At 65.0% G+C, this 26,138-nt stretch carries 29 protein-coding genes; 6 read left to right on the forward strand and 23 right to left on the reverse strand.

The genetic code is table 11. From position 1 onward, the window contains the following. Together D6M19_RS07180 and D6M19_RS07185 are read right to left on the reverse strand one after the other, a co-directional pair. Window positions 1–319 (reverse strand): DUF222 domain-containing protein (locus tag D6M19_RS07180; RefSeq protein ID WP_123024764.1); only part of this gene is annotated, 319 nt, incomplete at its 3' end. Between the two features lie 95 nt (window positions 320–414). Further along, window positions 415–1,863 (reverse strand): aldehyde dehydrogenase, encoded by a 1,449-nt coding sequence (locus tag D6M19_RS07185; RefSeq protein ID WP_123024517.1) that lies wholly within the window; start codon window positions 1,861–1,863, stop codon window positions 415–417. 70 nt (window positions 1,864–1,933) lie between these two features. Between D6M19_RS07185 and D6M19_RS07190 the strand changes: the two genes are divergently transcribed. Continuing rightward, window positions 1,934–3,139: a lipocalin-like domain-containing protein gene (locus D6M19_RS07190; protein WP_123024765.1), complete on the forward strand. Its 1,206-nt coding sequence runs from the start codon at window positions 1,934–1,936 to the stop codon at window positions 3,137–3,139. Here D6M19_RS07190 and D6M19_RS07195 read toward each other — a convergent pair. The 15 genes from D6M19_RS07195 to D6M19_RS07260 all read right to left on the reverse strand — a co-directional run bounded on the left by D6M19_RS07195 (window position 3,120) and on the right by D6M19_RS07260 (window position 15,587). Beyond that, on the reverse strand, window positions 3,120–4,265 hold the full coding sequence (locus D6M19_RS07195) for an aromatic ring-hydroxylating oxygenase subunit alpha (protein ID WP_123024518.1): 1,146 nt from the start codon (window positions 4,263–4,265) through the stop codon (window positions 3,120–3,122). The genes D6M19_RS07190 and D6M19_RS07195 overlap by 20 nt on opposite strands. Before the next feature lie 58 nt (window positions 4,266–4,323). Next, window positions 4,324–5,145: an SDR family NAD(P)-dependent oxidoreductase gene (locus D6M19_RS07200; protein WP_164478379.1), complete on the reverse strand. Its 822-nt coding sequence runs from the start codon at window positions 5,143–5,145 to the stop codon at window positions 4,324–4,326. 2 nt (window positions 5,146–5,147) lie between these two features. After that, window positions 5,148–5,705: an EXPERA domain-containing protein gene (locus D6M19_RS07205; RefSeq protein WP_123024520.1), complete on the reverse strand. Its 558-nt coding sequence runs from the start codon at window positions 5,703–5,705 to the stop codon at window positions 5,148–5,150. Beyond that, complete coding sequence (locus D6M19_RS07210; RefSeq protein ID WP_123024766.1) at window positions 5,705–6,931, reverse strand: cytochrome P450; 1,227 nt, start codon at window positions 6,929–6,931, stop codon at window positions 5,705–5,707. Before D6M19_RS07210 ends, D6M19_RS07205 begins: the two co-directional genes overlap by 1 nt. Next, entirely contained in the window at window positions 6,928–8,103 is a 1,176-nt protein-coding gene (locus D6M19_RS07215; protein WP_123024521.1) for a cytochrome P450, read from the reverse strand. Before D6M19_RS07215 ends, D6M19_RS07210 begins: the two co-directional genes overlap by 4 nt. Further along, entirely contained in the window at window positions 8,096–8,533 is a 438-nt protein-coding gene (locus tag D6M19_RS07220; RefSeq protein ID WP_123024522.1) for a hypothetical protein, read from the reverse strand. The genes D6M19_RS07215 and D6M19_RS07220 overlap by 8 nt, the downstream gene beginning before the upstream one ends. 16 nt (window positions 8,534–8,549) lie before the next feature. Continuing rightward, window positions 8,550–9,770 (reverse strand): cytochrome P450, encoded by a 1,221-nt coding sequence (locus D6M19_RS07225; protein WP_123024523.1) that lies wholly within the window; start codon window positions 9,768–9,770, stop codon window positions 8,550–8,552. Further along, a complete protein-coding gene (locus D6M19_RS07230) occupies window positions 9,770–10,192 on the reverse strand; it encodes a hypothetical protein (protein WP_123024524.1) in 423 nt (140 codons plus the stop codon). Before D6M19_RS07230 ends, D6M19_RS07225 begins: the two co-directional genes overlap by 1 nt. Window positions 10,193–10,212: 20 nt before the next feature. After that, complete coding sequence (locus D6M19_RS07235) at window positions 10,213–10,941, reverse strand: hypothetical protein (RefSeq protein WP_234834745.1); 729 nt, start codon at window positions 10,939–10,941, stop codon at window positions 10,213–10,215. Then, on the reverse strand, window positions 10,938–11,066 hold the full coding sequence (locus D6M19_RS35095; protein WP_268812303.1) for a hypothetical protein: 129 nt from the start codon (window positions 11,064–11,066) through the stop codon (window positions 10,938–10,940). Before D6M19_RS35095 ends, D6M19_RS07235 begins: the two co-directional genes overlap by 4 nt. A 14-nt stretch (window positions 11,067–11,080) precedes the next feature. Then, window positions 11,081–11,857, reverse strand: a complete 777-nt coding sequence (locus D6M19_RS07240) for a CbbQ/NirQ/NorQ/GpvN family protein (protein WP_123024526.1) — start codon at window positions 11,855–11,857, stop codon at window positions 11,081–11,083. Between the two features lie 14 nt (window positions 11,858–11,871). After that, window positions 11,872–13,401: a nitric oxide reductase activation protein NorD gene (locus D6M19_RS07245; RefSeq protein WP_123024527.1), complete on the reverse strand. Its 1,530-nt coding sequence runs from the start codon at window positions 13,399–13,401 to the stop codon at window positions 11,872–11,874. A 145-nt stretch (window positions 13,402–13,546) separates the two neighbouring features. Then, window positions 13,547–14,152, reverse strand: a complete 606-nt coding sequence (locus D6M19_RS07250) for a TetR/AcrR family transcriptional regulator (protein WP_123024767.1) — start codon at window positions 14,150–14,152, stop codon at window positions 13,547–13,549. Between the two features lie 12 nt (window positions 14,153–14,164). Next, window positions 14,165–14,890, reverse strand: a complete 726-nt coding sequence (locus tag D6M19_RS07255) for a hypothetical protein (RefSeq protein ID WP_123024528.1) — start codon at window positions 14,888–14,890, stop codon at window positions 14,165–14,167. A 100-nt stretch (window positions 14,891–14,990) separates the two neighbouring features. Next, entirely contained in the window at window positions 14,991–15,587 is a 597-nt protein-coding gene (locus tag D6M19_RS07260) for a TetR family transcriptional regulator (protein WP_123024529.1), read from the reverse strand. A gap of 126 nt (window positions 15,588–15,713) precedes the next feature. Between D6M19_RS07260 and D6M19_RS07265 the strand changes: the two genes are divergently transcribed. Next, window positions 15,714–16,796, forward strand: a complete 1,083-nt coding sequence (locus tag D6M19_RS07265) for an NAD(P)H-dependent amine dehydrogenase family protein (protein ID WP_123024530.1) — start codon at window positions 15,714–15,716, stop codon at window positions 16,794–16,796. Here the strand turns inward: D6M19_RS07265 and D6M19_RS07270 are convergent. The 5 genes from D6M19_RS07270 to D6M19_RS07290 form a co-directional block, all read right to left on the reverse strand. Further along, a complete protein-coding gene (locus D6M19_RS07270; protein ID WP_123024531.1) occupies window positions 16,786–18,099 on the reverse strand; it encodes an MFS transporter in 1,314 nt (437 codons plus the stop codon). The two genes, D6M19_RS07265 and D6M19_RS07270, sit on opposite strands and share 11 nt — an antisense overlap. Before the next feature lie 2 nt (window positions 18,100–18,101). Continuing rightward, window positions 18,102–18,926, reverse strand: coding sequence for a putative hydro-lyase (locus D6M19_RS07275; RefSeq protein ID WP_123024532.1), 825 nt, complete (start codon window positions 18,924–18,926; stop codon window positions 18,102–18,104). Window positions 18,927–19,025: 99 nt separating this feature from the next. Continuing rightward, window positions 19,026–19,328, reverse strand: a complete 303-nt coding sequence (locus D6M19_RS07280) for a hypothetical protein (RefSeq protein ID WP_123024533.1) — start codon at window positions 19,326–19,328, stop codon at window positions 19,026–19,028. Next, a complete protein-coding gene (locus tag D6M19_RS07285) occupies window positions 19,325–20,818 on the reverse strand; it encodes a class I adenylate-forming enzyme family protein (protein WP_123024534.1) in 1,494 nt (497 codons plus the stop codon). The genes D6M19_RS07280 and D6M19_RS07285 overlap by 4 nt, the downstream gene beginning before the upstream one ends. Next, complete coding sequence (locus D6M19_RS07290) at window positions 20,815–21,654, reverse strand: SDR family oxidoreductase (RefSeq protein ID WP_123024535.1); 840 nt, start codon at window positions 21,652–21,654, stop codon at window positions 20,815–20,817. The genes D6M19_RS07285 and D6M19_RS07290 overlap by 4 nt, the downstream gene beginning before the upstream one ends. 187 nt (window positions 21,655–21,841) lie before the next feature. Here D6M19_RS07290 and D6M19_RS07295 point away from each other — a divergent pair, with 187 nt between their 5' ends. Genes D6M19_RS07295 through D6M19_RS07310 form a run of 4 tightly spaced genes read left to right on the forward strand, consistent with a single transcriptional unit; the run spans window position 21,842 to window position 25,886 of the window. Further along, a complete protein-coding gene (locus tag D6M19_RS07295; protein ID WP_123024536.1) occupies window positions 21,842–23,419 on the forward strand; it encodes a methylmalonyl-CoA mutase family protein in 1,578 nt (525 codons plus the stop codon). Window positions 23,420–23,450: 31 nt separating this feature from the next. Then, on the forward strand, window positions 23,451–23,852 hold the full coding sequence (locus tag D6M19_RS07300) for a cobalamin B12-binding domain-containing protein (RefSeq protein WP_123024537.1): 402 nt from the start codon (window positions 23,451–23,453) through the stop codon (window positions 23,850–23,852). 1 nt (window position 23,853) lies between these two features. Beyond that, the gene (locus D6M19_RS07305) at window positions 23,854–24,810 is read left to right on the forward strand and encodes an LLM class F420-dependent oxidoreductase (protein WP_123024538.1); all 957 of its coding nucleotides are present in this window, start codon (window positions 23,854–23,856) and stop codon (window positions 24,808–24,810) included. Beyond that, entirely contained in the window at window positions 24,807–25,886 is a 1,080-nt protein-coding gene (locus D6M19_RS07310) for a CaiB/BaiF CoA transferase family protein (RefSeq protein ID WP_123024539.1), read from the forward strand. Before D6M19_RS07305 ends, D6M19_RS07310 begins: the two co-directional genes overlap by 4 nt. Here D6M19_RS07310 and D6M19_RS07315 read toward each other — a convergent pair. Further along, window positions 25,841–26,122 (reverse strand): 2Fe-2S iron-sulfur cluster-binding protein, encoded by a 282-nt coding sequence (locus D6M19_RS07315; RefSeq protein WP_123024540.1) that lies wholly within the window; start codon window positions 26,120–26,122, stop codon window positions 25,841–25,843. The genes D6M19_RS07310 and D6M19_RS07315 overlap by 46 nt on opposite strands. Window positions 26,123–26,138: the final 16 nt, after the last annotated feature.

A 26,138-nucleotide genomic window follows, 5' to 3' on the forward strand; every position in this document is an offset into this window, starting at 1 on the left:
CCAGCCGGCTGCTGAGTGCGCCCTTGCCCGCCAGCGCGGCAACCTGGGGTAGCCGGTCGCGCAGCGCTTGGGCGATGCGCATCTGCCCCGAGGCGCGCCGCGACCCGATCGCCATCGCCGCGGCCACTTCGGCACACGCCGAGTCCCACGGGTCGAACGCCCACCACACCCGCTCGTCATCGGCGTCGACGCGGCGGCGGGTCAACTCGGCGATCGCGGCCAGCCGGCGCGCACCGGCGATCGCCTCCTGGCGCACCCCATCCTCGATCGCGGCGATGACGTCTGCATCGCTGGCCGCCGCGAACTCCGAATCGAACATATGTACGAATATACTCTGAGTCCCAGACGAAACCACCAGGTCAACCGCTGCCTGTGGATGAACTCGCAACTGTGGATAACCGGCGGCTCTCGGCTCTACGGCAGCTTGCCCGCCGTCACCGTCGACTGCGTCTCCGTGTACTGCGCGAGCCCCTCGGGTCCGAACTCGCGCCCGATGCCCGACTGCTTGAACCCGCCGAACGGTGCACTGGTATCGAGCTGGTACATGTTGATTCCGTAAGTGCCGGTGCGGATCTCGGCGGCGATCTCCAGCCCGTGGGCGACATCGGCTGTCCAGACCGACCCGGCCAGTCCGTAGTCGCTGTCGTTGGCGATCCGGATCGCATCCGCCTCGTCGGCGTAGCGCAGTACGGTCAGCACCGGGCCGAAGATCTCCTCGCGGGCGATCTTCATATCGTTGGTGGCGTGGCTGAAAAGCGTCGGCCGGACGTACCAGCCGCGGTTGTACGGCTTATCAGGTCCTCCCACAACGACTTTGGCGCCTTCGTCGATCCCTGATCGAATGTAGCCCTGGACGCGCTGCTGCTGGCGCTGGGCGACAAGGGGCCCGACGTCGGTCGACTCGTCGGCGGGATCGCCGACCACAAGGCGGGAGATCATGTCGGCGAGCGCATCGACGACCTCGTCGTGTCTGGTTTCGCTGACCAGGATTCGCGTCTGCGCCACGCAGGCCTGCCCGTTGTTCATCAGGCCGGCCATCTTGAGGTGTTTTACGGTGTGGTCGATGTCGGCGTCGTCGAGGATGATCGCCGCAGATTTGCCGCCGAGTTCGAGGCTGACCCGTTTGAGCTGTTCACCGCACACCGCGGCGATATGCCTTCCGGTGGCCGATGATCCGGTGAACGCGACCTTGTCGACGCCGGGGTGACGAACGAGGCTCTCGCCGGTCTCCCTACCGCCGGGCAGGATCGACACCACGCCCTCCGGAAGGTCGAGATCGTCCAGCATCTCGGCCAGCCACATCGCGTCCAGCGGAGTCTCCGGGGCCGGTTTGACGATCACGGTGCAACCGGCGATCAGTGCGGGGATCATCTTCGGCATGATCAGCACCTGAGGCACGTTCCAGGGCACGATCGCGCCGACGACGCCGACGGGAGCGCGCCGCACCTGAACCTCACCGAACAGTCCCTGCCTGCGCTCGACCCAGCCGAAGTCCTTGGCGGTGGCCAACGTCAGATACATCTGCGACAAGGCCCCGTTCGCCTGGCCCAGCCTGCTGAAGCTGCGCGGCGACCCCATCTCGGCGGTGATGAGATCGGCCATCTCTTCGGCGTTGGCGGTGTAGACGGTTGCAAGCTTCTCGATCTTCTCCATCCGTTCCGAGACCGGGAGCCGCGGCCACGGACCCTCGTCGAATGCCTTGCGCGCGGCCAGTACTGCCCGGTCGACATCCTCGGGGGCGGCTTCCGGCGTGTCGCCGATCGGCTTCTCGGTGTGCGGGGAGATCACCGAGATCCGTTGTCCGGTCGCTGGCTCCTGCCAGCGTCCACCGATGTAGAGCTGGTCGTAGGTGAGGGATCTCACGGCGTCACCGCCCGTCGGCTAAAGTTGCTATTACTGCTAACATAGCAATAAAGGAAATCTGGGAGTGCCCGTGGGTGATGACTGGCGTCGGTATCCGTTCGAGTTGGTGCCGGGTGACCCGCATTTCGTCTTTCCCGCCGCCGAGGCCAACCACCCCGCATGCGAGTCGGACACCTGGTTTCTCGCAGGCGAATTGACCGGTGATTCCGATCGGAAGTTCGCCTTCCTGACCATCTTCAACAAGAACCGGCCCGGGCAGGCCATCGTCGCGGACTTCTACACGCTCGCGCTTTTCGATCTCGACAACGGTACGTATGGCACCTACACCGACTACGACATGCCGTCGACGACCAAGAACAGCGATGTGCCGCCGAAGCTCACGGTGGTCGACGAGCACCTGGACTTGACGTATGACAGCGGTGTTGGGACCGCGGTGTGGCGCACCTGCAGGGACGAGGCGGGCGAACTGCTGCCCTACACGTACGACGTGACCTTTTGCGGGACCGACCAGGACGGTGCAGAGATGCGGTTGGACCTGCGCGTGACGCCGTCGCGCGCGCCGGTGCCGCTGGGTGCCGCGGCATACAACGGGGTGGTCGAATGCTTCGGGCAGGCGACCACGTACTCCTACTTTCAGACCGGTATGACGATGACCGGCACGCTGTCGTGGGGTCCGGTGGCCGAGAACGTCACCGGGACCACCGGACACGTCGACCGGCAGTGGTTTCCCTTGGTGGCCAACGACGGTGGCGGAACCGGCGACATCCGTTTCCGGGCCCACGAATGGCGCACGATCAACCTGGACAACGACGTCGACCTGAGCATCTGGCGGCAGTTCGATCGGACCAACGGCAATGCGCTGCAGCCGTTTTCGGGTGCCACGACGAGCTCGCCGGACGCCGACCCGGAGTATGCGGACGACATCGAGGTCACCGTCACCAGTTACGTGCGCTGGCCCGAGTCGATCCGCACATTGGTACCGCCGCCGGCCAAGGCGCGGTTCATGCCCGACCGCCACCGCCTGACGTCGCGAAAGCTCGACCTGGACTTGACGGGGGAGCCGCTGGTGCCTGCTCCCGCGCACGGCTTGCCGCTGGAATACATGGAGGGCCCGTATCGGTATCGAGGCACGTTTCGCGGGGAGCCGGTCAGCGGCTTCGCATTCTACGAACGGTCCCTGGCGTTGTATCGGGCATGGGAACTGGCCGACGTGCTGGATGCGGCCGAGCCGGGGGAGCGCGAAGAAGTGGCGCGGCTCATCGAGGAGCAGCGCTGACGGCGTTCGCCCACGTCTCGTGCCGATGTTGCAGCCCCGGTTCGTTGCGGCCGAACACGAGATGCTCCCGCACGCCGGACGCGAGGTTGGCCTGTAGCTTCTCGACCAGCGCGTAATCCTCGTCGCGGACTGTGCCGTGAGCGTACTCGAACACGGCCTGTGCACCGGCGGCGGTCGCCTCATCGGACAGGTCCAGCGGCGTCGAGTTCTGGTGCACGGTTATCGAGCGACCGGGCACATCGCTCGGGTAGACCCGGAACAGCTCGCCGTTGGCGATCGTCGCCGACAGCACGATATTGGGGAACAAGGCGTAGATGACCACCATGTTCTGCAGCGGGTCCCACTGCTCTTCGCCGACGTCCTCGAGGTCGAGGATGCCGTTGAGGGGGAACACCAACCGGTGGTGTGGCCCGAACGAGTCGAACACCGTGCAGTTGCTGCGCGCGATGGTTGCGAAGGTGGTCTTGTGCACGGTCGCGAAGTGGTAGTTCTCTGCGAAGGTGTCGATCGCGAGCTTCCAGTTGATCGCCGTGTCCAGCACCTTCTCGCCAAGCGGCGCCCAGCGTCCGATGCCCCACGAGTCGAGTTCGTCGGCCAATGGCCCAAGGAATTCGGGGATGTCGAGCGTGGCGTCGGGGTCGAGCGCGATCCAGAGGAAGCCGGCGCATTCGGTGGTCGGGAGCTCGGCCAACTTCTGTCTGCCCGTTGAACTTTCGGGAAAGCCCTCCTTGCCGGGAACGCCGACCAGGTTACCGTCGAGGTCGTAGTTCCACGCGTGGTACGGACAAACGAGTCGACGCGCCGAGCCACATCCTTCGGTGATCTGTGACTGCCGATGCAGGCACACGTTCTCGAAGGCCTTCACCGACCCGTCCGATGTACGGGTCAGCAGGATCGACCGGCCCATCACGGTCTTCGTGCAATAGGAGCCGGGCTTGGCCAGTTCGGAGACGTACCCGACGAGCTGGGGGCTGGCGAGCACCATCTCCACGTCCCGCGCGTGCCGCTCGGTCGACGTGTAGGTGTCGGCTCGGACGGTGTATTCGGCCGGGGCCAGGTCGGTCGTCTTGTCTCGCGCCAGTTTGAGTGCACGACCCGTCAGGTCGACGAGCAGATCGCGATCCATCGGCCCATCTTATTATCTTTATAAAGATGGCGACAAGGGCGCACCACGATGATGTCGGTCAGTTGCGGTCCCCGGTGCTGTAGCTGTCCTGCTCCTTGTAGGTTCGGTTGCTCGCATAGGCCATCAGGCGCACCGCCATACGGCGTCCCATCAGATGTCGGAACGCAAAGTGGGTCACACGTAGCACGGGCGCAGGGAACACCGTCGGTCTCTTCCCGAGAGCGTTGAGCGTCTCGGTGGCGACCTGTTCGGGCTCCTGGACCGGCACGTTGGCGTCCTCCGGCTCGGATGCCACGTAATTCGGGGTGCGTGTCGCTCCCGCGCAGCTGACCAGGACGTCGACCCCGTCGTCGCGGAGCTCGGCCCAGAGCCCCTCGGCCAGCACCAGGTTGTACGCCTTGGTCGCGGAGTAATTCGCGACTCGCACCATTCCTTGCAGCGCCCCCATCGACGACAGCAGGATGATCCCGCCGCGACCACGGGCACGGAACCGCTCGCCGAAGCCGTGGCTGAGCACCAGCGGCCCGCGCACGTTGACGTCGATCTCCTTGAGGTGAGTGTCGATGTCGAAGTTCCAGAACGGTCCGACGACGGAGAATGCGGCGTTGTAGATGAGCAGGCCGATGTCCAGGTCGACGAGCTCGGCGAGGATTCTGTCGAGGTCGTCACGGTCGGCGAGGTCTGCTCGCAACGCGCGCGTCTGCACGCCTGTCGTGGCGGCGATATCGTCGGCGATCTGCTGCGCGAGCTCGACGCGCCGTGCGATGAGCACGACGTTGAGTCCGCGGAAGGCGCATCCTCGTGCGAGTGCTTCACCGAGCCCTTCCGATGCGCCTGCTACTACGGCCCAAGAGCCGTAGCGCGCTGCGAACGTCGCCATGGCTAGCTCACTTTCGCTGTGACGGGGCGCGTGAACGGGTGCTCCCGCCACATCCGGATCAGCACCCATATCGGGACAATCACCCAGCCCGCATTCGTGGCAAGCACGAGGGGTAGGTGCTCGCTCGCGAACGGCCCGGCGATCTCCTCACCGAGGATGACGGTGACCGTGGCGAGCATCACCGAAGCCCAGATGATCGACCAGTTGCGGATCCATTCCTTGCCCTTCCAGAACGCGTAGAGCGCAGCGATGTAGAAGGGGCCGTAGACGACCTGGTCGATCCAGACGATCGTGGTGTACCAGACGGGCCGCTCGTAGAGCAGCGGGTCGTACTTCTCGAAATACCAGTGCAGGAAGTCGATCATGTAGGCCGGGGGCCACATCGGGTAGGTGAAGTTGTCCGGGTCGCCGATGACGAGTTGCTCGATGTCCGCCTGATACGTCACGAAGATGACATTGACCAGAAAGAAGATCCACAACACGATGTCCTGCTTGCGCTCACGGAACGGGATGACCTCGCGGGCGACAACGGCGGGCGGTGCCTCAGATATGTTGGTCATCAACCGAACTCCATCGTCAGACTCGTCGGCCCACTCAGGCCGAGCAATGGTTTCCACGGCACTTCTCCCACCCGACGTGGGTTCGGGAATCGCTGGGAGAGGATCTTCAGCGCTTCGGCGAGTTCCAGCCGCGCCAGGTTCGCGCCGAGGCAGTAATGCACACCCCCGCCGAAGGTCAGAATCGGTGGAGGCTCGTCGCGGGTGATGTCGAATCGCGTCGGGTCGTCGTAGACGGCGCTATCGCGATTGGCCGCATAGGTATTGACGATGATGAATGTGCCTGCAGGGAACGTGTATTCGCCGATCGCAACGTCGTCGATCGCGCTTCGCACGGTGCTACACATCGAGGGCGAGTGACGCATGGTCTCCTCGACGGCACGCATCGCCAGGTCGGGCTCGTCGCGAAGCAGTGCCCACTGCTCGGGGTGATCGCACAGCACCTGCATGGACGCCGCCAATTGGCTTCGGGTGGTGTCGGTCCCAGCCACCAGAATGCTGAACGCGAGCATGCGCAGTTCGGCGGCGTCGAGCCGTTCGCCATCGCCCTCGATGCGGATGAGCTCGGAGAGCAGATCGTCGGTCAACCGCTGTCGACGTTGCGCGATCATCCCGTCGATGTAGTCGTCGAACTCGCCCCACGCCTTGAGCACGACGGGTTCTTCCTCGGCGAGGTTGATGTCGAAGCTGACGATCTTGAAGATGTCCTCGGCCCATCCGGAGAATTGTTCCCAGTCCTCGCGGGGCGCACCCAACAGTGCACAGATGACCGGTATCGGGTACGGCCGAGCGATGTCGGCAACGAATTCGCAATGGCCAGAGCCGATGACGCTGTCGATGAGCTCGTTGATGACCGAGTGAATGGTGTCGTGCATCCGCTCTGTCGCCCGCGGCGTGAAGGCCCGAGACACCAGGCTGCGCAGTCGGCGGTGTTCCTCGCCCTCCATGTTCAAGATGCTGCGGGTCACCCGGTCCCACAGCGGACCCGAGGTGATGCCGTGCGCGGACAAATGAATGCCGGCCGGCACCACGAACTGTGGGTCGCGGAGCACTGTCCGCGCAAGTTCGTAGGAGAGCACCTCGGGTCCGATGGGGCCCAGCGCGATCGGTGCCTGTTGTTGCGCCGCACGGAACTGCGGGTAGATCTCCTGCGGGGCGTCGGTGACGTCGTAGCTCAGTGTTGGAAGCCCGGCATCGAAGACACTGGGTTTGACGGTGTTGACTGTCATGCGCCCTCCCGTGCGGTTATCCGGAGCGGCAGGGATGGCAGTGTGCACGTCGCGGACGGCCATTTGATCTCCGGCCGGTATCCGGGTGCGAGCTCGAACTCCGTTATGTGGCGCAACCATTCGGTGACGACGATTTTCAACTCCATGCGGGCCAGGTGGGAACCCAGACAACGGTGCGGGCCGCCACCGAATCCCCAATGCTTGTGCAGCTTGTCATCCATCACCAGGTCGTCTCCGGACACTGCGTCGCTGCCGTCACGGTTGATCGCGCCGAGACACAGTCGGACCTCCGCACCCTCGGGCAGGGTGACGCCCGCGACCGTCACGTCACGAGTGGTGACGCGTCCCACTACCGGTGCCGCCGGATCCAGCCGGATCATCTCCTCGACGAAAACGGCTACCCGGTTCGGGTTTTGGCGTAGGTCTTCACAGAGGTCGGGGCGGCGGGCCAACTCGGCCATCGTCGCGCCGATCGCCGACGTGACCGTGTCCAGTCCGGCGAGGATGAAGACGAAAGACAGCCCCAACGCCTCGGCGTCGGTGAGTGTCTCTGCGCCGTGAAGAAGCTGCGACAGGACTCCGTCGCGGGGCTGCCGTCGTTGTGCGTTAACAGCTTCGGTGAGATAGCCGAACAACTGCGCTGCGGGAACCAGGTCGATCTTGTCGGGATCTCGCTCGAGACCGAGATCGATGATGGCGTCCTTCCACGCGATCAGCCTGTCCCGGTCCTCGAGCGGCAGGCCGAACAACGTGAGGAACACCTGCGACGGGTATGGAGTCGCCAGGTCGGCCATCACCTCGCACTCGTCACGCTGCGCGATATCCGCGATGATCTCCGCCGCCTGGGTTTGTAACGACGGAAGTGCCGCGCCGAGCGCCTGCGGGCTGAAGAACGGATGCAGAATCCTGCGGTACCGGGTGTGCTCAGGTGGATCGAACGCCAGCGGAACCAGCGGCACGTCGCTGACCATGTCGTCGAACGCCCGGGTGGACGAGAAGACCTCCGGATTGCGCAGCGCGGCAAGCACATCGTCGCGGTTGGTGAGGTAGTACCAGCCGTCTCCCTGCAGGACCGGACCAAGTTCCCGCAGCTTGGCCCACCCCGCTCCGCGGTCGGCGGCCATCGGCAGGTCTTCGTACATGACGTACGGAATGGTCTTCGGGTCAGTCATCAGCGTTCACACCAATGTTGGTGTCCAGCAGGGTCAATGGCAGATCGAGCACCGAAAGGTCGATCTCCTCGAGATGATTGTCGTCACCCTCGAGTTTCTGCCGAAATCGGAGACTGGCGCCGTAGCGGTCGGTAACGGCCAGCGCCGACGAGGCTTCGGGCACCTGGAGTACGACGGTGTAGATGCCGTCGCCCATCGTGTCGAGGAACTCGCTGACCGATGCAGCGACCGGTTCGGTCGATCCCGGAAGGGGGCTGATGAGTTCTATTCCGCGGTTCCAGTCGAGGTTGATACGCAGCCCCAGCTCGGTCAGTTCGGCCTGCGCAAGGGTGAAGCCGAGTTCGGTGAACATCTGCGCCACCGCGCCGTGACGCTCGAGCGCCACCGCGAAGACGACGTGATGGAGCGACGGAGGGTCCTTCGAGGTCATTTGCGCACCAGATGGGTCATTCGGTCGACCTCTCGCCGGGGCTGAACACGACGGGCAGTCGGCGGTATCCGCGGGTGACGGAGTTCCCGTGAAACACCGCATCCTTGCCGGGCGCCAACTCGTAGTCGGGCATTCTCGTCAACACCTGTTCGATGCCGATACGAAATTCCAGGCGCGCCAGGTTCGAGCCGAGGCAGCGGTGGACGCCCGCGCCGAATCCGAGGTGCCGGTTCGCCTGACGGTCGAGGACGCAGCGGTCCGCGCCGGGAAACTCGATGGCGTCACGATTGGCCGAGGCGTAGTTGACCAGGACCGATTCGCCTGGGCAGAACGTGTGGCCGTTCAACACGACTTCCTTGGCGACGGTCCGCGGGATGCCGTGGATCGACCCGCCGTAGCGGATCAGCTCTTCGACGGCCTTCGGCATGATGTCGGGCTCGCGAATGAGGCGGTCGCGCTCCTCGGGATGCGTTGCGAGGTAGTGGAATGCGAACGACATCGCGCTCGCCGTGGTTTCCAGGCCGGCTTGTACCAGGAGCATGGCGTTGGAGACGACATCTGCGAAAGACAGCTTCTCCCCGTCGATCTCGGCGGCAAGAAGGACGTCGATCATGTCGTCCTGCGGTGGCGCGCCGGATCGCGCCGACACCGCGCCGTGGATGTGCTGATACAGCCCACCCCATGCCGCCATCCGGGCCTCCTCGGTCTGTCCGTTCAGCGCCGTATCGGTCAGCTCGATACACAACGGGACATCGTCGATCGGCATGCCGAGGAGGTACTTGAAGAAGACGATGCCAGGCTGCCGCCACGCGACATCGGCCAGATCGCCCGCACCGTCGGAAATGAAGGTGTCGATGAGTCGGTCCGTCTCACCACGGATCTGAGGTGTCAACGCCTTCATTCGGGCAGGCGAGAAGTAGGGGTTGAGCACCTTGCGGAACTTCTGCTGCCGCGGCGGGTCAAGGGTGATGATGAGGTCGCCTGCGAGTTGTTCGGACGCCTCCGGCGTCGGGTTGCTGGAGAAGTGTTCCCAGTCCTGAAGGATCTTGTAGCAGTCCGCATACCGCACCGCCACCCAGGCGCCACCGGGTGTGGCGGACAGAAACGGAACGTCGGTGTGGGCGAACGGCGCTCGGTCCCGCATCACCGAGTAGACGTCGTAGAGGAAGTCGTTGTCGTTGAAATCCTCGTGGCGGAGATCCCAGTTCTGCGCGTGCTCTTCCGGTTGCTTGCGCACTAGCCGCCCTGCTGTCCGGCGGCCTGGCGGGCCAGGCGTTCGTCGTGGATCTTGACGAGCTCGCGGAAGCCGAGCCGGTGGTACTTGGGCGTCGGTTGGATGCCCCACTGGTCCTGGGCGGTGTCCTTGCCTTCCGCGCCCTCGGGTGGTCCGAGTGGCGGGTAGGGGTACTTGCACTCAAGGGCGTCGTCGGAATAGCGGATCTTGAGCAGCTCACTGCAGATCTGGGTGAGGCTCAAGGTCGGGTAGCCGTAATACACCGCCATGAAAGGCAGCGTGAAGGCGCCTTCGATGACGAGTGCCACCAGGCACACCAACACCGCACGCTTGATCCACTTGTGCATGTTGGCGTAGTAGGGCGTGGTACCAGGCGCCAGGTCCTCGGCGGGCGCCTGTTCGTCGGTGGAGGCAGGTGTGGTCATGCTGTGCTCCTTAAACCTGTTCAGTCGGAGAAGATTTCGCGGTTGACGGTGTGGAGGTAGGGGATCGCCAGGAAGGGGGTGATGTAGAAGATGTCGTAGAGCCACCAGCCGATCACCGGGAAGACGACTCCGGCGTAGCGCACGTCGGCGAACATCGTCATGTTGAAGACGTAGGCGCACCAGATCACCACGCCCATCCAGCAGGTGACGATCATCCACTGCTGACCCCAGCGCTTCATCTGCAGGAACCCGATGGCCGCGGCCACTCGCATTGAGAACACGGTGAAGATCAGCCCCGCGACGTAGGCTTTCTCGCCCGGCCCGGCGGCGCCGCCCACCCACAGCTCGTTGTAGTGCCAGAAGTAGCCGGCGTCGAACATGTTTCCCCACCCGACCATGAGCACCCGGTTGATCAGGGTGTGGTTGGCGACGAGGTCGAGTGCCCAGCCGAGGCTGTTGAGCATCCCGTCGATGAGGACCAGATACCCGATCAGCGTGACGATCATGGGCCGTACCGAGAGGCCCGCGCGCAGGGCCTGCCGTTGCAGCCACACCCCGCGCATGAAGATCGGGAAGCCGATCAAGCCGGGTGCCCACATGCCCATCAGGGCCGCGCCGACGATCATCCACTTGTCCGCGCGGCGCTGGGCATGGCGTGACTCGTCGTCGTGCGCGTCGAGGCTTACTGGGCTGTCGGGCGCCGCGGGTGTCTTCGCACCCGAACGCCGGTTCAGCAACGGCAGATTCACAACTCCCACCAGCCCCTCGCGAACGACATGTAGAGCTGGATACCGAACATGGTCAGCAGATAGCCGTAGATGACGATCTGCAGGACGATGAGCGCCCTCTTGCGTTTCTGTTCCTTCTGGTCCATTCGATGACTCCCTTCTAGAGCAGGCTTGCTGCGGCGATTTCGCGCAGTCCGTCGGTGATGGCGCCGTCGGTGCTCAACGGCGCGAGGATGGCTGCTTCTGCGGCGTCGAATTCGCTTGCGCCTGCGGCGATCAACTGGGCGGCAGTGACAAGCACCCTGGTCGACGGCGGCTCGAAGTGAAAGGCGTCGTCGGCGGTTCGGATGCCCGCCGCGCATGCGACGAGTCGCTGGGCTGAAGTCAGCGGTATGCCCGCTTCGGCGACGATCACCTCGGCCTCGCGATCGGCAGGCAGATACCGCATCGGAAGCGTGACGAACCGCTGCCGAAATGATGGCTTGAGCTCCTTGAGCGAGCTGCGGTAGGCGGGGTTGTACGAACACACGAGCATGAATTCGTCTGGCGCTGCGACAACTTCGTCGGCCCGGTCCAGGTAGAGGGCGCGGCGGTGGTCGGTCAGCGAGTGCAGGATCGCCAGCGAGTCGTGCCGCGCCTCGACCACCTCGTCGAGGTAGCAGATCGCACCGGCCTTGACCGCTCTGGTGAGGGGTCCGTCGGTCCACACCACGTCCCCGCCGGTGACCATGAAGCGACCGACGAGATCGGAACTGGTGAGGTCGTCGTGGCAGCTGATCGTCACCACGGGTCGCTCGAGCAGCACGCCCATGTGTTCGACGAACCGCGTCTTACCGCACCCCGTCGGACCGGTGAGCATGACCGGGATGTGGCGGCCGAAGGCCCGCTCGAACAGCTGCACTTCATTGCCGTTGGCGAAGTAGGTGTCTGATGTCATTTCTCGACTTCCTGTCACGCGGCAACGAGTTCGCGGTGGACATGGGCGAGCACGCGGGGTAGGTCCTCGACGCGTCCGATGCGCTGGGACCGCCTCGGCCCGAACACCTCTGGAAGCGGATCGACGCGCGTCGGCCCGACGCCGACGTAGTACACGGAGACACCGGCGTCGTTGGCTTCCTCGACCGCGTGGGCGGCGTCGGCCCATGCGTACCGGCCCTCATAGCCCTCGTCGGAGATCAGGCCGTCGCCGATAACGATCAACAGGCGCCGTTCGGAGGGCTGCGCGAGGAGCCGGCTGGTCAAGTGCCGAAGCGGCGCACCGAGCCTGGTGTATCCGCCGGTGGCAAGGCCGAGCTTGCTTGGTGGGACGAATCGGCGGTCCTCGAAGTCCTTGAGGCACCGGACCTCGACCCGGTGCCTGGTGTTGCCTGTGAACACGAAGACGCCGTGCCGTTCGCGGGCCAGCGTCATCGCACGGGAAAGGGCATCGGCACAGGACAACTCGAGCCGGAAGATCCGTCCGCCGTGCACGCCCAGCGACGAGCTGCCGTCGAGGAGCAAGGCGGTGGCGACGTCACGGCTGCTGGGCAGCAGCTCGCGGAAGATGCGCGGCTCGGTTGCCTCGCCTGTGGTCAGGTCGATGTAGTGGCTGACGTACTGCGCGACGTCGAGGTCGGACCCGTCTTCGAGACGCCCAGTCATCGCTCGGTGGGTGTGTTCTTCAAACCATTTCCGTAGGTCCGCGGCTACCGGCACCGGCTGGCGTGTGGTGTGGGTGTCCACCTTCTCCAGTACCGCGACGTGGTCACGCATGAAACGCTCGGTCCACATGTTCCATTCGGGATAGGGGATCCCTGGCCGGTGTTCCGGAGTGATGTCGATGTCGTTGTCCTGCGGTCGGCTCGGCGGCGGCAGATTCGGGTTGCGCACGCCACCGTCACCGCCGACCGGAACGGAATACGGTCGGGGAAGGCGCTTCTGCATCGTGGTCCACGGCATCCGGCCGAAGCTGCGGCGCAGTTTGTCGGCCAGCCCCTGCGGCATCGTGTACGCCAACGGCAGTGTGCCCAACAGCGGATGAACGTCCAGCGGCTGGCTCGTCTGTGCCAGCGCGATCGCCTCGGTCAGCATCGTCGGAGCATCCGTGTCGGCGGCGGCTCCGTTGACTTCGGGCACCACCCGCGCGAGCTCCGTCAGCAGCCCGGGCCAGCGCGAGGCGATCCATCCGATAGCGACGCCTGCTTCAACGATCACCAGCGCACGGAGTTCGCGTGCCGACAGCTCGTTGATCCGATATTCGGTCAGGCGATCCTTCGACGGCGAACACTGCAGTGCGATACCGCATGTCAGGGTCCTGCGGGTCCAATCGGAACGCGCAGGAAAGGGGACGTGGACGTGCGTGAGCCCGGCGTTCAAACCGAATATCCGGTGCGTGCCCGTGATCAACCGGACGCCCTCGCGACGCTGCTCACTCAGCGCAACCGCCGTTACGGCATAGCTGCGCTCCAGTGCCATCGCATGGGCATCCGACAGATCGGTCATGCGAACTCAGAACGTTCCGATGTTGGAGAACATCCAGTACCAGAACCAGATGATCAATATGGTTCCGCCCCATGCGCCGACATAGCGCAGGATCTCCCATAGATATGCCATAACTAGACCTCCTTGGACGTGATGGAAGATGAGGTCATCGGACCTCCAGGCTGCGGACCGCGGTGGCGACCAATTCGGTGAGCATGGTGTCGCGAGCCGCCTGGCTCGACGTGGTGCTGAGCACCCCATACACGCCAAGCAGGAAGAAGACCGCGCTGCAGAAGGCATCCACATCCGGATGCGCTTCACCGTGTTCTCGTGCACGATCGATCTCCTCGACCAACTGCACGATCACCGGATGGTCGGTCCACACCTCGTCGTGGCGTGGGCGTGATGGTGAGAAATGCAGCGCAAGAACATCTTTGAACAGCAGGCTGCCGAGCCGGTCCTCGACGGAGATCACCAGCTCCTTGACTCTTGCCAGGGTGGTGGCCAGGTCATGAGGGTCTTTCAGGAATCGGGCGAACTCGGCGGCCAGCCGTGCCTCCTCGCGGGCCTCCAACTCGAGCAGCACGTGTTCCTTGGTGGGGAAGTGGAAGAAGAAGGTGCCGTGTGCGACACCCGCGGAGGCGACGATGGCGCCGACGTCGGCGGCTGCCATGCCGGACCGCTTGAACTCGGCAATGGCGGCGCCAAGGATTCGCTGTCGCGTCTGCAGTCTGCGGGTGTCCCGCGAGGTGGCTTTGACCGGGGTTGTCATGGCGTTGGGCACTCAGTCGGAGAAGATTTCGCGATTGACGGAATGCAGGTAGGGGATCGCGAGAAACGGTGTGATGTAGAAGATGTCGTATAGCCACCAACCGATGACCGGCAGCACGACGCCCGCGAAGCGCACGTCGGCGAACATGGTCATGTTGAAGACGTAGCCGCACCAGATCACCACGCCCATCCAGCAGGTGATGATCATCCACTGCTGACCCCAGCGCTTCATCTGCAGGAAGCCGATCGCCGCCGCGATCCGCATGGTGAAGACGGTGAAGATGAGGCCGATCTCCCAGCCCTTTTCGCCGGGTCCTGCGGCGCCGCCGATCCACAGCTCGTTGAAGTGCCAGAAGTAGCCGGCGTCGAACATGTTGCCCCAGCCGGTCAGCAGCACGCGGGCCAGCAGCGTGTGGTTGGCGACCATGTCGAGGGCCCAGCCCACCGTGTTGATGGCGGCGTCGATGATGACCAGATATCCGAGCAGGGTGACCAGCATCGGCCGCACCGACAGGCCGTCCCGCTGTGCGCGCCGCAGCAGCCACACTCCCCGCAGGAAGAGCGGGAGGCCGAAGATTCCGAGCGCCGCAGTGCCGATCAGGATGCTGCCCGAGATCAGCCATTTGTCGGCCTGGCGTTGGGCGAGCCGCGACTGCTCGTCGTGGTCGTCGAGCGACATGCTCCCACTCACCGATGGGGTGCCGCCCCGGCCGCGCAGGTTCAACGTAGGCAGATTCATGTTCCCCCTCCCGCGGCTCGACGCCCCCTTGTTGTAGTCCAAAGACTGACTGAAGTCAATGACTTGAGTAAGCGAACCGGGCGCCGGTTCCGCGCCGGGGTTACGGCTGCATGCTGCGCAGCGTCCTGGCCACGTAGTCGTCGAGCATCGCCGCCCGCCTCGGCCATGCAGTCGTGGTGGTCAGCAGCGCGTAGAGCCCGAGAAGGAAGAACACGGCGCTGTTCATGGGATTGACGTCGCTCGCTGCGTGGCCATCGGCCTGAGCCGTCTCGATCTCCTGGGCGACCTGCACGATGAGGGCGTGGTTCCTACCGTCCTCTGTCGGTGGGCGGGTCTGTGAGAAGTGCAGCGCGAGAAAATCCTTGAACAATGACGCGCCAAGTCGCCGCTCCAGCGCCACCACCAGCCGCACCGCTTCCACCAGTGATGCTTTGAGGTCGTGCTCCGTCCGCAGGAAGCGGCTGAACTGGTTGGCGAGCCGCTGTTCTTCGCGTTGTTCCAGCTCGAGAAGAACGTGTTCCTTGGTGGGGAAATGGAAGAAGAAGGTGCCGTGGGCAACGCCTGCCGCGGCGACGATGGCGCCGACATCGGCCTCGGCCATCCCTGACCGTTTGAACTCCGCGATCGCCGCGCCCAGCAGGCGCTCGCGCGTCTGCAATCGCTTCGCCTCTCGTGCCGAGGGCCGCTCCGCTGCCATCCTCCGTCTTTCTGTCAAGGGACCTCTCCCGGCTAGATTCTACTGCGCGATCATTGACCTGAGTCAGCATCAGACGTTAGATGAGGGCGCGATGTCCGTGCCCGTACGCGACTACTGAGAGCGACCATGCGCAGAGTAATTCAGTTCTCCACCGGAAATGTGGGACGTCATTCGCTGCAGGCGATCATCGGGCGCCCGGATCTCGAGCTGGTCGGGGTGCACGCCTCTGGCCCCGACAAGATCGGCAGGGACGCGTCCGAGTTGTGCGGGCTGGACACGCCGACCGGCGTCATCGCGACCGACGACGTGGACGCGCTTGTCGGCCTCGGAGCCGATTGCGTCGTCTACACGTCGCGGGGGGAAACGCGGCCGATGGAGGCCATCGACCAGATGACGAAGTTTCTGTCGGCGGGCACGAATGTGGTTGCCACCTCGATGGTCTGGCTGGTCGCACCCCGCTATGCCGACGAGTGGTTGCTGGGTCCGATGCAGAAGGCGTGCGAAGCGGGGGATTCGTCACTGTACGTCAACGGGATCGATCCCGGCTTCTCCGGCGACACGCTGGTTCACTCGGCCGTCAGCCTGACCACCCGCGTCGATTCCATTTTCGTCCAGGAGATCTTTGACTACGGGAACTACGACGACGCCGAGTTCACCGGTGTCTCAATGGGCTTCGGGATGACGCCCGACGACGAGACGCCGTTGGCCTTCCTGCCCGGTGTCATCATGTCGATGTGGGGCGGTCAGGTGCGCAGCCTGGCAGGCAATCTCGGCATCGAACTCGACGAAGTGCGTGAGCGGTCCGAGCGGTGGTACACCAAGGAGCGCATCGACTGCACGATGATGACGGTGGAACCCGGTGGGATGGCTGCGGTTCGATTCGCCACCGAGGGTGTTCGCGACGGTGTACCGGTGATCACCCTCGAGCACGTCACGCGGCTGACCAACGCCGCGGCGCCCGAATGGGAATATCCGCCCGATGGTCACACCGGTGTACACCGCGTCATCGTCGAGGGCGAGCCGAGGGTGGAGATCAACACCCACGTATCTCATCCGCTACTCGATTCCACAGATGCCGGTTGCATCTCAACGGCAGGTCGCGTCGTCAACGCGATCGACTGGGTCTGCAACGCCCCCAAGGGGCTGATCTCCGTCGACGACATCCCGCAGTCCGCGACGATGCGCGGACTCATGTGGACTAGTCCGTGACGAGTTTGCGCAAGGGACGCTTCGACGTCTCACGCATCGTCAACACCGTCGCGAGCGAGACGACCGCCGCGATGATCACGTAGTACGCAGGCGCAAGCGGATTGCCTGTGCGGTCGGTCAGCCAGGTCGCGACATATGGTGCCGTGCCGCCAAAGATCGCGACCGACATGTTGTAGCCGATGGAGTAGGCGCCCGAGCGCACCCTGGTGGCGAACAACTCCGCCGCCGCGGCCAGCGACGCCGACACGAATACCGCCTCGACCACCGCCAGCCCCGCGTGCCCGGCGATCGCCGCGGCCAGCGAGCCCGAATTCAGCAGCAGGAACAGCGGATAGGCGAAGACGATGAATCCGACCGCGCCCGCGATCAGTATGGGCTTGCGTCCGATCCGGTCGGAAAGGGCGCCCAACGGAGGGATGAGTACGAGTGCTACGGCGCTGGCGACAGTGATCGAAATGAACGCATCCATCTTGGTGAATTCGAGCGTCTTGGTGAAGTAGCTCGGCAGGAAAGTGAACACCGTGTAGAAGCCGACGTTGTGAATGACCACCAACCCGAAGATCTGCAGGATGGGCCGCCACGACGTCGTGAGCGCTTCCTTCAGCGGCGACTCGGAAACTTCACCTTCGTCGCGCAGCTCTTCGAATTCCGGGGTGTCGCTCAGCCGCAACCGGATGTAGAGGCCGACGCTGCCGAGCACGCCCGCAAGCAGGAACGGAATGCGCCACCCGTAGGCGCTCATTGCGTCCTCGGAGAGAATCGCCTGCAGCACGGTGACGGTGATCGAGCCGAGCAGGAAGCCCACGACCACCGACCACACCAGGAACGAGACGACGAAGCCGCGGTGCTTGTCCGGCGCATACTCGGCCAGGTAGCAGGCGCCGCTGCCGTACTCGCCGCCCGCCGAAAAGCCTTGCAGGCAGCGCAGAAGCAGAAGTATCAGTGGGGCGCCCACGCCGATGGTGTCGTAGCTCGGCACCAGGCCGATCGCGAACGTCGAGGCCGACATCAGCAGGATCACGATCGCCAGCACGCGCTGGCGGCCGATTCGGTCCGCCAACGGTCCGAAGAAGAAGCCGCCGATCGGCCGCATGAAGAATGCCGCCGCGAAGATCGCGAAGGTGTTGAGCAGCGCGACGGTGTCATTGCCGGACGGGAAGAACTTATCGGCGATGAAAGTGGCGAGGACGCTGTAGATCGCGAAGTCGAACCACTCGACCGTGTTGCCGATCGCCGCGCCCCGCACCGCCTTTCGAACATCCGACGCTTCGGGATGCCGATGTGAGACCTGCTCGTCATGCATTGTCATGGCGCTTCTCCCTGGGAGTCGTAGTCGGCGTGCGGTCGGTCGGTGATGAACATGTGGCCGGGGGCGTGGAAGATGGCCAGTGACGTTCTGGCCGCGATGACGACTGCTTGAGGTGTCACGCCGCACGCCCAGAACACCGGCACCTCGCCCGGTGCGATCGTCACCGGGTCGCCGAAGTCGGGTGCGCCGAGATCGGTGATGCCGAGCGCCGCGGGATCGCCGATGTGCACGGGTCCGCCATGCATGGCAGGGAACCGGGAGGAGATCTTGGCCGCGTGCCCGACGTCGTCGGGCGCGAAAGGCCGCATCGACACCACCAGCGGGCCCTCGAACGCGCCCGCACCCATACAGCGGCGATCGGTGGTGTACATCGGAACGTTGACGCCCTGGCGCTGGTGTGCCAGCGGGATACCGGCGGCGGCGAGAGCGAATTCGAACGTGAAGGAGCAGCCCAGCAGGAAGCTCACCAGGTCGTCGCGCCAGTAGCGTGTGACGTCCGTCGGCTCGTCGACCAGTGCACCGTCGGAGAACACGCGGTATCGGGGGAGATCGGTCCGCAGATCGGCGTCGCGCGACAGCGCGGTCGGGTTCGGTGAACCGGCGTCAGTGACCTCGAGGAGTGGACACGGCTTGGGGTTGCGCACACAGAAGCGCGCGAAGTCGAGTGCGTCCTCTTCCGGCAGAATGACCAGGTTGGCCTGCGCGTATCCGGTCGCCAGCCCGCTGGTCGGTCCGGTGTGCTCGCCGAGGCGAATGCGGGCGCGCGCATCGGCCATGCCGGACTCTGCGACGTGCGCGGTCGCCGGACTGTGTCCGCCCATGAAGCCGGTGTTCCCTGTTAGGCCCGCGAACTAACTTCACGCGTCTAACTACTTGGGCGCGACGCCCGCGTCGAAGCGGCCGACTGCGCGGGCATCGGCTCAGTCGCTGGCCGGAAGTGGCTTGGCTTCCTTGATGGTCAACGCGGTCGTCCCGACCGACAGCGTGCCTTTACCCGCCTTGGTCACGAGCACCTCGGCGCCGTTCTCGTCGACGTAGCGCTTGCCCATCAAGTTCCCGTCCGACAACGTCGGGTCAAGCGTGAGATCGGCGGAGACCTCTTGGTCGATCGGCACCATCGGCGCGCCGCCCGCCCGCAGGTCGTCGAGGCTGTCGGCAGATCGAACGACGATGACCTGGGTGTCGCACACTTGGCTCTGTAAGCGGGTGCCATTCTTGATCATGCTGTGCTCCTTGTGAATTCGGCGACAAGCTCGCGCCGCAGCACCTTGCCGGTCGGGGTGGTAGGCAACTCTTCACGGAAGACCACCCGGTCGGGTGTTCTGGATCCGCGCAGACTCTTTCGAACGTACTCGCGCAGCTCGTCGGGGTCGGGGTTCGCGCCCTTGGCGGGCACCACAACCGCAACGATGATCTGGCCCCACTCGGGGTCCTCTGGTCCGACGACGGCGCACAGGTGTACATGAGGGTGCTCGACGAGGACGTCCTCGATCTCGGCGGGCGCGATGTTCTCGCCGCCACGGATAATGGTGTCATCGGAGCGGCCACCGATGAACAGGTATCCGCTTTCGTCCAGCATCGCAACGTCTTTGGTCGGGAACCAGCCCTCCGCGTCGAGCACCGAACCGATCTCGGCGTACCGGCCCGACACCTGCTCGCCGCGGACGAACAGCTCGCCCGTCTCTCCCGCGCCGAGAACCGTGCCGTCGTCGGCCCGGATCTGAACTTCGACGCCGGGCACCGGCTGACCGACCGAGCCGAGCCTGCGGGCGACAGCGTGGTCCGCCGCGGTGAGCGCCTCGCGGTGGTCGTCGGGCGTGAGCACAGCGATCGACGAACTGGTCTCGGTGAGGCCGTACGCGTTGACGAAACCAACGCTTGGCAGCAGCTCGAGCGCCTTGCGGACAAGAGGCAGCGCGACCTTCGACCCGCCGTACGCGAGGTTCCGAAGCGTCGGAAGGTCGGTTGGGTCGCGTTCGAGCACAGAGACGATGCGATCGAGCATCGTCGGCACGACGGTTGCCGTGGTGATGCCCTCGTCGGCCACCAGCCGAACCCACTCTGAGGGATCGAACTTGTTGAGGTAGACCATCTTCCGGCCCGCGTACAAGTTCGACAACGCCGCGCTGACGCCCGCGATGTGATACGGCGGCACACAGATCAGTGCGGCGTCATCGGGCGACGCCGAGCCGAACTCCACGGTGCCGGTCACGTAGCTCGTCAGGTTGTTGTGCGTCAGCTCGACGGCCTTGGGTCGCGAAGTGGTGCCCGACGTGAACAGCACGACGGCGATCTCGTCGGGGTCGGCGAACTCGGATGCCGGCTCAGCGGTGCGGGCCGCTTCGACGAACTCGTCTGCGGCGATAACCAGCTTGCCCGCGCCCGCGACGACATCCAGGTATTCGGCGTCGGCGACGACCAGCGGTGTTGGCAGCCGATCGATCAGCTCACGCAGTCCGTCGCCGCTGAGCCGATAGTTGAGCGGGGTGAGCGCAACTGCGGCCCGCGCGGCGGAGAAGAGCAACAGCGGCAGCATCGCCCCGCCGGTGCCGACGTAGGCGACGTGCTGCGCGCCGGACGCCGCGATGACCCCGGCCCCACCGTCGGCAAGTGCGCTGAGTTCTTCTGTGGTCAACCGGATGTCGCCGGAGACCACCGCGGTCCGGTCGGGATCGCTCGAGGAGGCCATCTCGAGCAGCAAAGAAAAGCTCATGATTTGTCGACGAAGATATCAAGGATGGGGTCATCGCCGCCGCCATAGCCCGACAGGTCGGTGACGCCGGACTCGACGAGGACCTGCGAATCGATGTAACACTTGCCGTTCACCTCGGCAGCGGGCCGGGAGAATATCTCTGCGGCGGCGTCGCCCATGATCTGCGGGTCGCGTGAGCGGGCAAGCATCGACTCGAAGTTGGGCGAGTTGGCCACCGCCGACGTGGCGACGTAGGTCTCGGGCCAGAGGCAGGCAAAACCGATGCCGGCGTCCGCATATTCGGCTGCCCAGCCCAGCGACAGCAGTGTCATCCCGTATTTGGAGAGCGTGTACGACGGGTGCGCGCCCAGCCAGTGCGGGCTCATGTTCATCGGCGGCGCCAACGTCAGCACGTGCGCTGACGAAGATTTTCGCAGGTGAGGCAGGCACGCCTTGGTCAGCAGGAATGTGCCCCTGACGTTGATGTCCATCATCAGGTCGAACTTCTTGGCTGCCAGCTTCTCGGTCGGGTCGGTGGCGATGGCGCTGGCGTTGTTGACGCAGATGTCGACGCCGCCGAAGTGCGCCACCGCGTTGTCGACGGTGCGCGCCACGTCCTCTTCGTTTCGCACGTCGCCGACCACGGCAACGCCCTTGCCGCCGGCGGCCTCGATCTCCGCGACCGCGGTGTGCACGGTGCCGGGGAGTTTCGGGTGCGGTTCGGCGGTCTTGGCCAGCAGCACGACGTTCGCGCCACGCCTGGCCGCACCGAGTGCAATGGCCAGCCCGATGCCCCGGCTTGCGCCGGAGATGACGAGGGTGCGGTCGGTTAAGGTCTGGCCTGGCTGACGAGACATCAAGCCTCCTGTCGATGAAGCCCCACCCTAACAAATCGGTATTGGCGTTCTCATTTTGCGCAAGTGCCATAATCGCCGTGTACCGCGTCTTCGCCCCTCTTCCCGGCGTCTCCGCACGCCCTCTTCCGTGCGCGTTTCCGGCTTGCGGTATTGGCATTCTCATTTTTTGCAAGTACGTTATCCATTGATGAGCGACCCAGTTCAGACCCCCTCTGGCATCCCGCTGCAGCCGGTCTACGGGCCCGGTGACCGGGCCGGTGAACCGCCGTCGCCGGGTATTTATCCGTTCACCCGCGGCAACTTCGCGAGCGGTTACCGCGGCAAGTTGTGGACGTTTCGCCAGTATTCGGGTTTCGGGACGGCCGAGGAGTCCAATCGTCGGTATCGGTATCTGCTCGAGCAAGGTGGAACCGGCTTGTCGGTCGCACTTGACCTGCCGACGCAGTGTGGTTTTGATTCCGATGATCCTGAGGTGAGCGAGGAGGTCGGCCGGGTCGGCGTGGCGGTCGACACTCTGGCCGACGCCGAGGTGTTGTTCGACGGCATTCCGTTGGAGGCGATCAGCACCAGTTTCACGATCAACGGCACGGCGGCGATCCTGCTGGCGTTTTACGTCGCGGCCGCCGAGAAGAAGGGTGTGCCGCGCGAGAAGCTCACGGGCACCATTCAGAACGACATCCTCAAGGAGTATGCGTCGCGCGGTACCTGGATCTGGCCGCCGGAGCCGTCGCTGCGGCTGATCGCCGACACTATCGAGTTCTGCGCGGCGGAGGTGCCGAGGTTCAACGCGATCTCGGTGGCCGGTGCGCACTTCCGCGACGCCGGGGCCAACGCCGTCCAGGAGATGGCGTTCACGTTGGCCGACGGCGTCACCTACTGCGACACCGTCGTCGAGCGCGGCCGGATGACCATTGACAAGTTCGCGCCGCAGATCTCGTTCTTCTTCTACACACACGGCGACTTCTTCGAGGAGATCGCCAAGTACCGGGCGGGCAGGCGGCGGTGGGCCACGATCGTGCGCGAACGCTACGGCGCCACCAATGACAAGGCGTCGATGTTCCGGTTCGGGTGTGTGTCGGGCGGTGCCTCGCTGTACGGGCCGCAGGCGCAGAACAACATCGTGCGGGTGGCCTACGAGGCGATGGCTTCTGTGCTCGGTGGAGTGCAGTCGATGTTCACCGCCGCATGGGACGAGCCGTTCGCGCTGCCCACCGAGGAGTCCGCCACGCTGGCGCTGCGCACCCAGCAGATCCTCGCGTATGAGACCGGCGTGGCCGCCGTCGCCGATCCGCTGGGTGGCTCCTATTTTGTGGAGGCGCTCACTGATGCGACCGAGGAGAAGATCATCGAGATCATGGCCGATCTCGAGGCGCACGGCGGCATGGTGGCTGCGATCGAGGACGGCTATCTGCAGGGCCTGATCGCTGACGAGGCGTTCAAGATCCACAAGGAAGTGGAATCGGGTGTGCGGCCCGTCATCGGGGTGAACAGGTTCGTCTCCGAGGAGCCCGCACCGGATGTGTCGATGTATGAGCTGGATGCCGAGGGCCGCGACGTCCAGCTCAAGCGGCTGTCGAAGGTGAAGTCCGACCGTGACTCGGCGGCCGTGGCAGCGAGTCTCGCGGCCCTGTCGCGAGCGGCCGACGGTGAGGACAATCTGATGCACAAGCTGATCGACTGCGCCAACGCCTACTGCACCGTGGGCGAGATGGTGAACGCGCTGAAAGCGGTCTGGGGCGAGTTCCAGCAGCCGGTGGTGTTCTGATGAGCGCTTGCGCGAAGAAGCGAGGGCATTGATGGCCACCCGAGTGCTGGTCGCGAAACCCGGTTTGGACGGCCATGACCGCGGCGCCAAGATCGTCGCCCGCACACTGCGCGACGCCGGCTTCGAGGTCATCTACACCGGCATCCGTCAGCGCATCGAGGACATCGTGTCGATCGCGCTGCAAGAAGATGTGGCCGTCGTCGGTCTTTCCATCCTCTCGGGTGCCCACGTCGCGCTGACCACTCGCACCGTCGAGGCGTTGCGCGCCGCCGACGCCGGCGATATCGCGGTGGTAGTCGGTGGCACCATCCCCGAGGCCGACGTAGCGAAGCTGTTGACCGCCGGTGCGGCGGCGGTGTTCCCGACCGGCACACCACTGGACACCCTTGTCCGCGACGTGCGCGCGTTGACTTCGGAGAAGGTGGATGACTGATATGCGCCTTGGCGTGATGATCGGGGCCGAACGCGGCGATATGGTGCGCAAGGTCTCCAAACTGGTGGCCGACATCGAGTGGGCCGAAGCCGCGGGCCTGGACACCGCGTGGATGCCGCAGGTGCCCGACGACTTCGACGCGCTGACCATGGTCGCCCTGATGGCCGCGCGCACGTCGCGCATCGAGCTCGGCACGGCGGTGGTTCCGCTGCAAGCCCAGCATCCGATCGCCCTTGCCCGGCAAGCGCTTTCGGTGCACGCGGTGGCGTGCGGGCGGTTGGCGCTCGGCGTCGGCCCTTCGCACCACTGGATCGTGCGGGACATGCTCGGAATCCCCTATGAGAAGCCTGCGGCCTACACCCGCGACTATCTCGAGGTGCTCAACGCCGCGATCGGCGGACCTGGCCCGGTGGACGTCGAGAACGACTCGTTCACCGTGCACAACCCGACCGTGTTGGGCGCCGAGACGCCGATGCCGGTGCTGGTCGCCGCGCTCGGGCCGGTGATGCTGCAGATCGCGGGTGAGCACGCCGACGGCACCGTGCTGTGGATGGCCGACGAGAAGGCCATCGGTGACCACATCGCGCCGAAGATCACCAAGGCGGCCGCCGACGCGGGGCGGCCCGCGCCCCGCATCGTCGCGGGCATTCCGGTGTGTCTGTGCGCCAACTCGGAGATCGATGCGGCCAAGGATCGGGCCAATCGCATTCTCGCAGAAGCGGAGACGTCGCCGAACTATCAGCGGCTGCTGGATCGCGGCGAAGCGCGTGACGTCGGCGATCTGTGCGCAGCAGGCGACGAAGATGCCATCCTGGCCCGTTTCAAGCAGTTCGCCGATGCGGGTGTCACCGATCTGTCCGTGCGATTGCTGCCGATCGGCGACAACCGCGACGAGTTGATCGCGTCGAAATACCGCACGCGCGAGGTGATCGCCGAACTCGCCAAGGCGGTGCGGTGAGCACGCCTGGTCCGCTTGCCGGCATCCGCATTCTCGAGGTCGGCGTCATGCTCGCAGGGCCCTACGCCACGATGCTGCTCGCCGACCTCGGCGCCGAAGTCATCAAGATCGAGCCGCCGGACGGCGAGATCTCCCGTCAGGTCAGCGACAGCTACTTCGCCAGCCTCAACCGCAACAAGCAGAGCGTCTGCGTGGACCTGCGCTCGGAGGCGGGCCAGAAGCAGCTCGGCGAGCTCGTCGCGAATTCCCATGCGCTGCTTGTCAATATGAAGCCGTCGGCGATTCGCCGACTCGGGCTCACCTACGATGCCCTGCGTCGGCACAACGAGAAGATCGTCTGCGTCGCCCTTACCGGGTTCGGGATGGACGGTGGCGACGATCCGGCATTCGACTACGTGATCCAGGCGGGCACCGGGGTTGCGGCGATGACGGGCGATCCCGACGGCCCGCCGACACTGCCGGGCTATTCGGCGGCCGACAACTCCACCGGGCTCACCGCCGCGCTGGGCTTGTTGGCCCAGATCGTGTCGGGTCGTGGCGGGCAGGTCGAGGTGTCCCTGCGCGATGTGGTGATGTCGCAGTTGAACTACCGCGCCTCGGCGTATTTGAACGACGGGGTCGAGCCGCAGCGACATCCGAACGGCGCGCACTCGTATTATGTTCCCGCGCAGCTGTTTCCGACGTCAGACGGCTATCTGGCACTGTTCATCACCCACGATGCGTTCTGGCGGTTGTTCTCGGCGGAGGCGGGTATATCCGGATTCCCGACGATGGCGGAGCGCGCGGCGCAGCGCGACGAGGTGCTCGCGGTCGTCACCGCGGCGCTGGCCACCGACAGCGCGAAGAGCTGGGAGATCCGGCTGCGTCCGCTCGGCATCCCGGCTGCGGCGGTGCGCACGCTGCCCGACGCCCTCGATGCGACCCCGGAGGTGGTCGTGACGGCGGGCCAGTTCCGGTTGGTGGGTAGCCCGATACATGTCTCGGGCTACGAGCCCGAGTACCGACCGCCGCCGCGGTTAGATGAGCACGGTCACTCGTACTCGACGGTCACCGACTCCGTGTCCGGCACGCCCTGACAGGTCAGGATGTACCCCTCGGCCACTTCGTCCTCATCCAATGCATCGTTGACGCGCATGGTCGCCTTGCCTTCGACAATTTTGGCCATGCAAGTGCCGCAGTTGCCGGCTTCGCAACTGAATGGTGGCGAAAGGCCAGCCCGCCTGGCGCTGTCCAGCAGGGTCTCTTTCTCGACACGCGGCACCGAAGCCTTCTGCCGGTCGAGCAGGATCGTTATGGTCCCCTCGACGGTCATCCAGCCTCCCTTGCGC

Origin of the sequence: Mycolicibacterium stellerae, from assembly GCF_003719305.1 — a bacterium.
Classification (GTDB): Bacteria; Actinomycetota; Actinomycetes; order Mycobacteriales; family Mycobacteriaceae; genus Mycobacterium; species Mycobacterium stellerae.